This window comes from Cyclobacterium xiamenense (assembly GCF_009467825.1).
GTDB classification, from domain to species: Bacteria; Bacteroidota; Bacteroidia; order Cytophagales; family Cyclobacteriaceae; genus Cyclobacterium; species Cyclobacterium xiamenense.
Genome location: NZ_WIOK01000017.1, coordinates 32,024 through 43,780, shown reverse-complemented (window position 1 = coordinate 43,780; position 11,757 = coordinate 32,024). Strand labels below are relative to the sequence as shown.

Here is an 11,757-nt window from a genome sequence, read left to right as displayed (position 1 = left end):
AAAATGAAAAGCCTGCTAATCGTCACTAAATCCCAATACGGTTACCACATAGACCCGTATAAGTTTGGGGTGTACCTAAAAAATGACTTTCGAATATGCCACATTAGTTGGGATTTTGGTCTTCCCAAAATACAGGGAGAAGGCGTTCAGACCAAATACCTGCCCAGAAAGGGAACGAAGGCATCCCGATTTTTCCGCTTTTTACGGGAAATCAATACGGAAATCCAAACCGGAGCCTACGACCTGGTTTTTTTGGTCTATTTTCCCGGATGTTCGATTTTGCTGCAGCAAAATCCACAGCAAGCTTTCAACGTGGACATACGCACGGCTACGGATACGGACAGTTTGTTCGTCAACTATTGGAAAGACCGCCTGTTGAGGTGGGAGACCGGGCGATTTCCCCACCGATCGATTTTGAGCCATGGACTAGCGAAACGACTGGGTTTTGACCACTATCACTTCCTCCCGCTCGGAGGAGAAAGGTTTTGCTCCCAGGATAAAGCGTTTGACGAATTGCATTTGCTTTACGTGGGTACCCTGGAAAACAGAAACCTGCTCACCTTTATTCGTGGACTTCACCGCTTTATACGCCACTCAGAGGGGACTCCATTCCCCCCAATTTCCTGCACCATTGTAGGCGATGGCCCCGGTAACGAACGTGCCGATATTGAGGAATACATCCAGTCGAATGGCCTAAAAAAACTGATCCAAACGACCGGATACGTACACAATGACCAACTTTATGGCTTTTTTGAAAAGGCAACCGTAGGTATTTCGTTTGTGCCGATCACGCCGTACTATACCCATCAGCCGCCCACTAAAACCTATGAATACTTGCTTTCCGGCCTGCCCGTGTTGGCAACGGCTACGGAAGAGAATGCAAAAATCATTTCAGATACCTGCGGAGTATTGATTGCCGACACCGAGGAGGCCGTTGTGGAAGGGTTGGAAAAGCTGCTACAAAACTTAAACCGGTTTGACTCAAAAATCATTCGGCAGGTTTGCAGCGAACATTCCTGGCAGACCATCGCGCAGACAAATCTGGCTCCCTATCTGGAGACCATTTCCAAAGCGAAAAAAACCTCATTACAGATCGGTTAACGAAATCACGCCATGCAAGAAAAGAAAATAACAGCCCTCTATGTGACCAATATGTATCCTACACCGGAACATCCCGTAGACGGGATTTTCATCCAGGAGCAAATTGAGGATTTGGCCAAAACACTACCACTAGCTCCAGAAATTGCATTGATCGATTCGGTATATCAGGGAAAAAAGGAGTACCTGAAATCGATTATAGCCATCCCGAAACGCATTCGGTCAAAAGCTTATGACATCATTCATGTACATTATGGATTGTCTGGCCTTTTCCTGCTTTTCTATAAACCAAAGGCAAAAGTATTGCTCACCCTCCACGGTAGTGACATTCAGAAACGAGAAAACAATGCCTGGCAGGTTTGGCTGACGAAGAAGATCCTCCCCAAAGCGGATCAGGTCTTTGTGCAAAACCAAGCGATGAAGGACCTGGTTTTGCCACATAACCGGCAGGTGTCCGTTCTTACCTGTGGGGTAGATACAGCGTTTTTTAGACCAGAGGCCCCGCCCGAATCCACGGGTAACTCCAGATTAATACTATTTCCAAGCAGTCCCAGCCGGGAGGTCAAAAATTACCCCTTGTTTCAGGAGGTCATTCGCAGGATACGCGAAAAGGTCGCCTACGACGTGGAGTTTGCCTGTATAGACCAATTAAGCCGAACGGAGGTCCGCTCGCTTCTTAGCAAAGCAGACTGCCTCCTGCTCACATCAAAAACCGAAGGATCACCGCAGGTGGTAAAAGAAGCGCTGTGCTGCAACTTGCCGGTGGTGGCGGTTCCTGTGGGTGACGTCAAGCAAATCATCGCCGGCGTCCCCAACTGTCGGGTAGCCGGATCTCATGACGCAGACGAACTGGCCCATTTGACAATCCAATGCTTGCAGGAAAAGCGGGAAAACATCCGGGATGCTTTCTTACGAAATCAAAAATACCAGCATCGGGAAATTGCCGAGACCATGGCCCGGCACTACCTGCAAGCGGTACAAAAGGAATCTCCAAACAATCAACTCATACCATCCACTGAGACCGTCTCCTGATCGAGGAAATGTAGTCTTAGGAAAAATCCAAGTCAATTTCTAATCCAAGCACGCACATGTATACTTCAGAAAAAAAGAAAAAAATAATTCTTATCTGTTCCAATGGGGGGCATTTGGCGCAAGTCATGGAATTAAAGGATTGGTTTGTCAAATTCGATTACTTAATTGTCACGGAAGAGGCGCCGTCCACCCTGCCGTATGCGAAGCACTTCAATATGAAATTCCTAAGGGGTAGGCCAAAAGGAAAAAAACGTAGTTTATCCTTTTTCTATCACTTGTTGGTCAACTTCTACCTGACATTAAAAATCCTGGCACACCACCGTCCAAGAGCGATTATTACTACCGGCAGCCATACAGCCATTCCCATGTGTCTGGCAGGAAAAATCCTGGGAGCCAAAGTGGTTTGGATATTGTCATACGCCCGAATCAAATCACGGGCAGCATCGGCTGATCTCATTTACCCATTTGCAGATAAATTTATCATACAATGGCCGGAACCACAAAAGTTCTATAAAAAAGCCATTTATCTGGGCGGTATTTACTGAGGTACATCGTTAATTCTTCTTTCTTTCATTAACCTTTCAATTGACCTAAAATGATACTAGTAGTTTTGGGGACGTTTCCCACACAATTTCAACGCCCGCTGATTGCTCTTGATGCCCTGTGTAGGGAGGGAATTATTCGTGAAAACGTCATTGTACAAAATGGCTTTACTGAGTTCCCCTCCAGGTACCTGGACTACAGACCGTTCCTTCCGGTCGAAGAACTCGATCAGTTGTACAGCGAAGCCCGGATTATTATTTCACATGCCGGTTCCGGCTCTCTCTTAAAAGGCCTGAAGATGGGGAAAAAAATAATTGCCATTCCCCGCATGCCGAAGTACGGAGAGGTAGTAGACGACCACCAGCTGGAGATTCTGGAGGAGTTTGAAAAAGAAAAGTACCTCCTGGGATGGAGGGAAAGCGATGACTTGCGGGAATTACTGGAGCGCATAGAATCCTTCGAACCCGCGTGTTTTGTTTCGAAAAAACAAAACATCATTAATTTTCTAGATGAGTACATGGAAAGTCTTTAAATGTAAAAGGTGAAGCGACTGAATAAAAAAATGTAGGGAATGGTAGCACTGGACACCTTGTTCCAAAAAAAACCGTTTGTTACCCGAAACATCTTTAGTACATTCACTTCGGTTGCGCACTGATTACTAGAAATGGTAGAAAAGGTTTCGTTACCTTTGCTTCCTTACGCCAAAAAGATCTATCCCTTGCAATGCCTCTTCACGTGCAACTTGCCATGGGTCCTTACCAATTAGTGATAGCTGTTCGGTACCGGTATAGCCGGCTTTACTATTCATTCGAATTCCTTTTTTTACCACGCATGAAAAAAATTGTTTTTGCTTTGCTTCGGTATTCCGGATTACCCGTCCTATTTCGGGAAGTTTTTCAACGAAACAAAGTCTCGATTTTGGTTTTTCACGACATGGACCGCCAAACAGCGGAAGCATCGTTCGCTTACTTGTCCAAACACTATAACTTCATTTCATTGGATCGGCTGATTACAGCCCTCCAAAACAAGGACGAACGGCATCTCCCAAAAAAAGCCATGGTTGTCACCTTCGATGACGGCCACGCACGAAACTACGAGTTACTTCCTGTGTTCAAACGGTACAAGGTTCCCGCCACTATTTTCATTTGTTCGGGAATCATCGATACGGGACGCCACTACTGGTTCCGGGAGAAGTTGGACAAAAAAACGATTCGGTCGTTAAAGAAAATTCCAAATAAAGACCGCATCGCCTTCCTGCGGTCAAGAGGTTTTGACCCGGAAAAAGAATACCCAAACAAACAAGCCTTGTCCGCGGCACAGATCGAGGAAATGAGCACCTATGTCTCGATGCAATCCCACACCGTTTCCCACCCGATTCTTAGCCGCTGTGAGGACGAGGAATCCAACTGGGAAATCAGCGAATCAAAACGTTCGTTGGAAAAAAAACTAAAGCAACCGATCAATGCAATAGCTTACCCAAACGGCAGCTATACAAAACGTGAGGTGGCATTTGCCCAGGCAGCAGGCTATGCGTGCGGATTAACGGTAGAAGCAGGATTTAATTCGACGCGGACCGATCCGTTTCGCCTCAAGCGACTGGATCCAAACGATACTCCCGATATCAATGAACTCATTGTCAAGGCGTCGGGAATGCAAGTCCTCCTTGGCAAACTTCCGTAGCGAACCAACTACCCATGACGATCAACTACCTAATTCTTGCCCACACCAACCCACTGCAGGTGAAAAAACTCGTGGAAGCGTTAAACCAGGACAATGTCTGGTTTTATGTACACATCGATCGTAAGGAAGACGCTTTGCCCTACCAAGATGTCCTCTGCGAATTTCCGAACCTTTACCTGCTGACCGAAGAGCAGCGGCAACGATGTACCTGGGGCGGAATAGGCATCGTATCTGCCACTTTGACCATGTTACGGCTACTTGAAGAACACAAAAGAGATGGTTACGCCGTACTGATGAGTGGGCAGGATTACCCCATACGATCCAACGCGTATATTAGGTCTTATTTCCAACAAAATAAGGGTGTAGACTTTATCTCCTGCTTTCCCCTTCCATCTCCATACTGGACCAATGGCGGCCTGGACCGACTACGTTGCTACAAGATCGATTTATCCGATAGAAGAGGTGATGTTGTACTACTTCCTTCCATTCAATCTTCGGGATTTTACCGCTTGGAAAGTATGAAAAAGCTGGCAAAAGTACTGATTCGAAAAAAAACGGGGAAATTGAGGGTGTTGTTGCAACGAAAAGCCTTTCCCGCTTACCTTGAACCCTATGGAGGAGACACCTGGTGGGCGCTTAAAACCGAAACAACATCTAACATTCTGGCTTATACTCAAAATCACCAGGAGCTTTTGACGTTTATGAAGCACTCAAATTTACCCGATGAGATGTTGTTTCACAGCATTGTCCAGGAAATATACAAAGGATCTCCAGAAAAAATCGCTCATTCCCCCACCTTTGCAAATTGGTCTGGATTGGACGAGCCCTCCCCCAGAACCTTCGAACCCGAAGACCTTCCCCGATTAAAAAATCTCCCCTTTGATTTTCTTTTCGCAAGGAAATTTGACGCGAACCGATTCCCTGAACTTCTGGAAACCCTGGACGAGGAACTCAGAAAGCCCGTTACACTCGCTATTTGATCAAAAAGGCGAGGTCGACTCCACTGGGGAAATCGACCTCGCATCATTTTTCCAATTTAGGAAACCACCAAAAAACGTAGCCGTTCCACGGAATTATCCATTTTCACAATGCTGATAAGGTAGACGCCCTCCTTGATACCTGGTAAGGAAAGCAGGTACCCCTGGCCTTCCTTTTGAAGCGTAGCAGCATCGTACCGAAACAATAGATTGCCCAACGTATCGTGAATCAGAAATTGCTGAAAATCCGTTGTACTTCCCTCCAGGAAAATCCGGTCCTGTGCAGGGTTGGGATACAAGGAAATCCGACCAACAGAAGCTGCTTCTGTTAATTCATGTACAGGCTGCTCCTGGTTTTGCGCAACCCGAAGGTGCGTACCGGAGGAGGAATTGCTGCCAAAAATAGAAATGCCTGAAATTGTGGCCCGGTTGGCAGATGCCTCTAGCGCCAACTCCAGCAGTCCATCCTGAACCACCACTTCCTCAAAAACCAGCTCAAGCGGCTGATTATTGCTTACTAAAAATAAATCCAAGTTACGTTTCACCTGCTTGCCTTCCAGCGAGATGCTGAACACCCTTCGGCCAGCGCCGGCCGTAGGACCTTCCTTTCCAAACCAGAGCTCGTTGTGATAGGTTTTCACCACATACGTACCGTTAGGTACCGGGATTTTGTACGTTAGGTTAAGCCCATGTCGCTCCGATTGAAATAATTCTTCGCTACTTGCAGTCGTTGCCTGGTAGGTAGTTGGTGAATTAAAGAAATCAACCGACCCAATCTCTCCCAAAAACTCCTCGGTACCAAATACAGTGGATTTGGAGGAACCCGTATTCAGGGAGAGTTGAAAGGTATTTTTAACAGGCGCTGTGTTTGGCGCGTCCTGCTGGTGAGAAATTATCGAAATCCCCGAAAGCGTGGCCCGATTAAATCGGGCTAGCATGCGAATGTCCAAAACTCCATCCACTACCTCTATGTCCCGAAACGTCAACTTCAGGGGAGCGTTGTTGCTCTCGCGGTAAAGATCCAAAGCCTCTTTTACATTATTACCCTCCATCTCAATGGAAAACACCCGTTTGCCGGGACCCGCAGCCGGACCTCGTTTACCGAACCACAGTTCGTTATGATGGGTAATGACCGTATATCGACCATTTTTTACCGGTATTTTCAGCCGTAGATCCGGGGAATTTCGCTCTTGTTGGTACAGAGGAAGGTCACTTGCCTCGGGATTACTAAAGGTATACGACGTCCCGGAAAAAAGCGTTGGCCCTGGATCCCGCGCAAAAACTACTCCCTCAAAGGTCACGGCATCATTAGATCCAAATCCATAGTGAACGGATATCTCCTCTTGCTCCTCGGGAACCGATTCCGGTATATCGCTTTGTACGGGTGATTTTGCCAAAACCAGTAGGTTTACTTCTTCTGAATTTGAAACATTTCCTTTCGTATCCCATATTTTTGCTCTAAGCCGGTAGCTCCCCGCTGGGAGGGAGGGAATGGAAAAATCATAAGGCGCTGTTTCGGTGGCACCCATCCACGTGTCATTGCTAAAAAATGCTACCTGAGAAATCCCAGCACGAGGATCAGTAGCTACCTGTGTTTCGATGGTAAGCCCGTCCCCTTCTGTAATGACCGTTTCATTCCGAGGTGAAACAATAGCTGCCTGAGGTGCTGTCAACGGCTCCGGTTCTTTTTCCACTTCCGGCATTCCGGGCAAATTGATCGAAAGATCGTCGAGGAAAATGTTCGTCACATGCGGAAAAGTTTTATCAGCATAGGCATTGATGCTGAACATGTTTACGTCCACTTCCGGCTTCAGGGTATTGCGAAAACCGGTATCAATAATCAGCGTATCGTCCTGCCAAACGAGTACCCTGCCCTTGTCTCCCCGATCCTGAATAATTCTCAGTTGGATTTTTACCCACTTCCCGACGGGCAGGTCAATGCCCGCCGGGGCTTTCCATGTAACGTCCGGGTTGCTCCCCCAAAATTTCTGTAGGTCGGCAAGGCTCAGGTAATTTGCCCCTCCACTACCTGCTCCTCCACGTACTTCCAATCCGAGCACATAATGCGGCAAATTGATCTGATCCGGACCAGTACCGGCCCCTCCCGGTGCGAACTTGACGCCTTTGGTTTGGATTAGATTAAACCAATTGTTATTTCGGTCAAAATCGATCCGGTTAGGAAAATAGAAATACTGTGTAAAAATTAAATCGTTGTGCTCGGATATTTCTTTCCAGCGGTAGTTTCTTGTGGCATGCCCTCCCCCCTTTGTGGTATTTATGGACATCTTTAATGCGTAGTTTCCCGTTCTGGCCAGCTCCGTGCTGACGAAACTGTTGCCGGTATTGCTATTAAACTCACCGCCGCCGCCATTCACAAACCAATCCGCTTGTGAGCCACTTTCGTGGCCGGTGCTCCATAATTGTTCCCCTAGCCGGTTAGATGGGACGGAGTCCTGAACGAGAACGCGACTACTACGCCTGGTATTTTTTAGGGTGTGCGCATCAGCACGCGTAGCATTCAATAAAACAAAATTGGAGAGAATGACCGCAAAGGCTACGTTAAGCACCCTACGCATACTCAGTGGATCGGCTATCCGTCGGTTATGCACTACCTGAATCATGTTACTTGTGGTTAGATCTGTCAGCATTTATTCGTAAAAAAAAGAAACTTATTGCCTTTTTAATGTATTTAATGATTACAAATAATCTAATTTGTATTTTAAATACACCAATATATTTTTCTGATTTATGTGTATTTTTTAAAATAAACAAAATTTAATTTCAAAAAACAAGAAGGGATAAAAATACTTTTTACAGTCCCAACGGTCAAATTTCTGCCTAAACGTCGCTGAATCAATTAACATTCAATTATCACCAAATGAACGTCAAAAAAGCAGCTTGGAATAAACCGCCATCAAACAAAATTCTATTCGCTATTATTTCAGTATGAGCAGCAATAACGGGGTGAATCAAGCCACTTTTCCGAGGGTCCGATTTCATAATCAATGCCAAAATTGATTTTTACATTAAATTTGCCCTATTTGCCAAGAAAAGAAATCGCCATTCCGAAACATGAAGCATTCCCGAATTACCGGAGCAGGACACTACCTCCCTGAGCGAATCGTGACCAACGAGGATCTTTCCACCATGATGAATACCAATGACGCTTGGATCGTCGAACGCACAGGTATCCGGGAACGAAGGTGGTTTACTCCGGGAAAGGAAACGGTAACCAGCATGGCCAAAGAAGCCTCGGAAATGGCCCTCAGAAACGCCGGATTGACAGCCAAGGCCATTGATTTCATCGTATTCGCGACCATCACTCCAGACTATTTCATTCCCGGAAACGGCGTGCTGTTGCAGCGGGAACTTGGGCTGCAGGGAATCGGTGCTCTGGATATACGAAATGCCTGCTCGGGTTTTATCTACGCGCTTTCGATCGCCGACCAGTTTATCAAGACCGGTATGTACCGGCGAATTCTGGTAGTGGGGGCAGAAATCCAATCCTCTGCACTGGACAAAAGTGACGAAGGGCGCTCCTCCGCAGTTATTTTTGCAGACGGTGCCGGCGCTGTCGTCCTGGAGGCCACCGATGAACCCGAACGAGGTATTCTCTCAACCCACCTGCATGCGGACGGGGATCATGCGGAAGAACTGTATGTAAAAGACCCGGGAAGCAGCCGGGAAACGCGCATATCGAAGGAATTAATTGATTCAGGATCGTTCAACCTATCAATGAATGGCAATGCCGTTTTCAAGCATGCGGTCGTGCGGTTTGACGAGGTTATCCGGGAAGCGCTACAGGCCAACAAAAAAGAACCAAAAGACCTGGATTTGCTCATTCCGCACCAGGCAAACTTGCGCATAAGCCAATACATACAGGCCAAGCTGGGTCTGGAAGACCGGCAAGTCTACAACAACATCACCCATTATGGCAACACCACCGCAGCGACCATTCCCATAGCGATTTCGGAAGCCTTGATCCAAGAAAAAATTCATCCGCAGGACCTGATTTGCCTGGCCGCATTTGGGAGCGGGTTTACCTGGGCATCGGCGCTCATTCGCTGGTAACGAAATAAATACCATGTACAGCTTCGCCTCATTGCTTTCCATTACCCGGGAACGGGAACTTTTTGAAAAAATCAGTGCTGCTAAAAAACTATTTGTGACTATTTTTTCAGAAGTAGGCAATCGGGTCGGGTCGGTTGATTTGACGGAAATCCACGCAGGTCAAAAAGGAATAAAAATCAGCAAGGGAAACGAACTGCAGCACTGCCCCTACCAGGTGCTGGATATCATTCGGGACTTTGATCCGGAATCTGGCCTGAATATTCGGGTATTGCATTGGTGGGGAAGAGGCCTATTTCTCCAACTCTACCTTGGCCGGATACACCCCTTTCTTCGGACATCCCAGGTAGAAAAATTAACGCAGTACGAGTTTAACCTCTGCAAAGCCGATCGGTGGAACTACCAGCAAATCATCGACCAGGATAAAATGGAGCCCTTTGAGGTCCAATACCTGCCGGAACACCTGCTCCACTATTCCCACCTTCAGTTGATCAAAACCCTGCCGATTACCGAGCCAGACCAGGTGATACAGGATGTATCACTGGAGATCAAGCGGTTGTATTCCCTGCTTCGGAAATAGAAGGTAGCCTAGCAATCAAAAACAAGAAAAAATCGACTAAAACGATAAAAAAACAAAAACCCGGAAAGTTTTTCCAAACTAAATAAAGTTTTTTAACTATATCCCGTAAATTGGAACCAAGAACGGGCCCAATCCGTAAGACCTTTATAAATCGATTGAAATCGCTCATGAAATACCTATTTGCCTGTCTCGCCACCGTCTTTTTTATGGAATTCGCTTTTGGACAAGGTCAAATGGTCAACCTGTACAACAAGGATTCCACCCTTATGGGCAGTGGGCTCATGGTGAACAATAAAATGGACGGCCTTTGGAAATTCATCCACCCAAGAACCAAGGCCCTGATCCAGCAAGGCACTTTTGACAACGGAGTTAAGGATGGACCCTGGATCAGCTACTTTGGAAACAAGCAACGGAGAATTGTAGCGGAGTACAAAGACAACCTCCTGAACGGCAACTACCAGGAATTCGACCTGTTTGGAACACTGATTAAGCAAGCCGTATACCAGGATAGCGTATTGATTGGCCCTTACAAAGAATACTACGGAAATCGCGGTGAAAACGGGTTTTTCAACCCCGGGCAGGTGAAAATAGAGGGAGACTACGCTGCTGGTAAGCGAACGGGCACCTGGGTTTTTTATTACGAAAACGGAAAAAAAGCAGTAGAATTAAGCTACAAGGAAGGCGTAAAGGATGGGGAGTACAAGGAATTCTCGCCGTTTGGCGAGTTAGTTGTCGAAACCTCCTACCAAAACAACCAACCGCACGGCGAATTCAAGCGGTACTCTCCCTCCGGTAGAATCCAGGAAGAAGGCACCTACGAAGCAGGTAAGAAAGTGGGCGAATGGGTGAGTTTCTTTCCGGATACGGGGATCAAAGAATCCGAGAAAAATTTTGACGATTCGGGGAATAAAACCGGTACCTGGACCTATTATTACGAAAACCGACGGGTCGCTCGCACGGAGAAATACGAAAACAACATTCCGGTAGGAATGTGGGAGGAGTTTTTCCCGGATAAATCCTTATCTAAAAAGGTTACCTACGACCTGGGCGTACCGGTCGGCGACTACATCGAAAACCACAGCAACGGCAAGCCTTCCGTTCGGGGACAATACGAAAATGGCTTTCGTACAGGCGTATGGAAAAGTTACTATCCGGAAGGAAAACTCTATTCCATCGGTGAATATAAAAACGATCTCAAGTCGGGGCTTTGGAAGTACTTTAACAAAATAGGCATTCTCATAGCGGAGGGCAGCTACCAACTTGGAAACGAGACCGGACAGTGGTTTTACTACTACGACGGAGGGCAGCTAAAGTCAGTCGGAAGCTATTTGCTTGGGAAAGAAGACGGCATGTGGGGCCTATTTTACGACAACAAGCAACTTACCCAGGAAGAAACCTGGGAGTTTGGCAGACTAATGAACGTCAGTGAATACAATAATTACGAAGGTACCGAAACACTGGACGCCGGAACATTGACCGACGGCAACGGTACCCGGCTGACATACTACATCAATGGGCAAAAGGAATCGGAGGGCAATTATAAGTCCGGGAAAGCAGAAGGCACCTGGAAATACTACCACGACAACGGAAAACTAGCTTCCGAGGGACAGATGGTGGAAGGAAAGAAAAATGGGGCCTGGAAGTATTTTACCCGCTCAGGGAATCTGGAAGACATCATCAACTTCAAAGAAGACGAGGTCGTGCCGGAAAATATCCCTGAGGAAAGCGATTTGTTTCAGGATTTCAACTAATTCCGAACAAACTGCGCGCATCGCGGTT

Annotated in this window: 10 protein-coding genes; 9 read left to right on the top strand and 1 reads right to left on the bottom strand. The window is 46.7% G+C overall.

All coding sequences use genetic code 11. The features are described from left to right. Positions 1-3: 3 nt before the first annotated feature. The 6 genes from GCU44_RS13875 (at position 4) to GCU44_RS13850 (ending at position 5,333) form a co-directional block, all read left to right on the top strand. Positions 4-1,101, top strand: coding sequence for a glycosyltransferase (locus GCU44_RS13875; RefSeq protein WP_092174547.1), 1,098 nt, complete (start codon positions 4-6; stop codon positions 1,099-1,101). Positions 1,102-1,113: 12 nt separating this feature from the next. Next, entirely contained in the window at positions 1,114-2,130 is a 1,017-nt protein-coding gene (locus tag GCU44_RS13870; RefSeq protein WP_154856931.1) for a glycosyltransferase family 4 protein, read from the top strand. Positions 2,131-2,186: 56 nt separating this feature from the next. Then, entirely contained in the window at positions 2,187-2,675 is a 489-nt protein-coding gene (pssD, locus tag GCU44_RS13865) for a PssD/Cps14F family polysaccharide biosynthesis glycosyltransferase (protein ID WP_092174543.1), read from the top strand. A 50-nt stretch (positions 2,676-2,725) separates the two neighbouring features. Further along, positions 2,726-3,205: a PssE/Cps14G family polysaccharide biosynthesis glycosyltransferase gene (pssE, locus tag GCU44_RS13860; protein ID WP_092174541.1), complete on the top strand. Its 480-nt coding sequence runs from the start codon at positions 2,726-2,728 to the stop codon at positions 3,203-3,205. Between the two features lie 299 nt (positions 3,206-3,504). Next, a complete protein-coding gene (locus GCU44_RS13855) occupies positions 3,505-4,353 on the top strand; it encodes a polysaccharide deacetylase family protein (RefSeq protein ID WP_161993943.1) in 849 nt (282 codons plus the stop codon). Positions 4,354-4,367: 14 nt separating this feature from the next. After that, complete coding sequence (locus tag GCU44_RS13850; RefSeq protein WP_154856929.1) at positions 4,368-5,333, top strand: beta-1,6-N-acetylglucosaminyltransferase; 966 nt, start codon at positions 4,368-4,370, stop codon at positions 5,331-5,333. Positions 5,334-5,389: 56 nt separating this feature from the next. Here GCU44_RS13850 and GCU44_RS13845 read toward each other — a convergent pair whose 3' ends face one another. Next, complete coding sequence (locus tag GCU44_RS13845; RefSeq protein ID WP_161993942.1) at positions 5,390-7,951, bottom strand: malectin domain-containing carbohydrate-binding protein; 2,562 nt, start codon at positions 7,949-7,951, stop codon at positions 5,390-5,392. Between the two features lie 451 nt (positions 7,952-8,402). Between GCU44_RS13845 and GCU44_RS13840 the strand changes: the two genes are divergently transcribed. From GCU44_RS13840 to GCU44_RS13830, 3 genes are all read left to right on the top strand, one after another. Beyond that, a complete protein-coding gene (locus GCU44_RS13840) occupies positions 8,403-9,401 on the top strand; it encodes a 3-oxoacyl-ACP synthase III family protein (RefSeq protein WP_154856925.1) in 999 nt (332 codons plus the stop codon). Between the two features lie 13 nt (positions 9,402-9,414). Continuing rightward, positions 9,415-9,978, top strand: coding sequence for a hypothetical protein (locus tag GCU44_RS13835; protein WP_154856924.1), 564 nt, complete (start codon positions 9,415-9,417; stop codon positions 9,976-9,978). A gap of 167 nt (positions 9,979-10,145) precedes the next feature. Continuing rightward, positions 10,146-11,729, top strand: coding sequence for a toxin-antitoxin system YwqK family antitoxin (locus GCU44_RS13830; RefSeq protein ID WP_154856923.1), 1,584 nt, complete (start codon positions 10,146-10,148; stop codon positions 11,727-11,729). Positions 11,730-11,757: the final 28 nt, after the last annotated feature.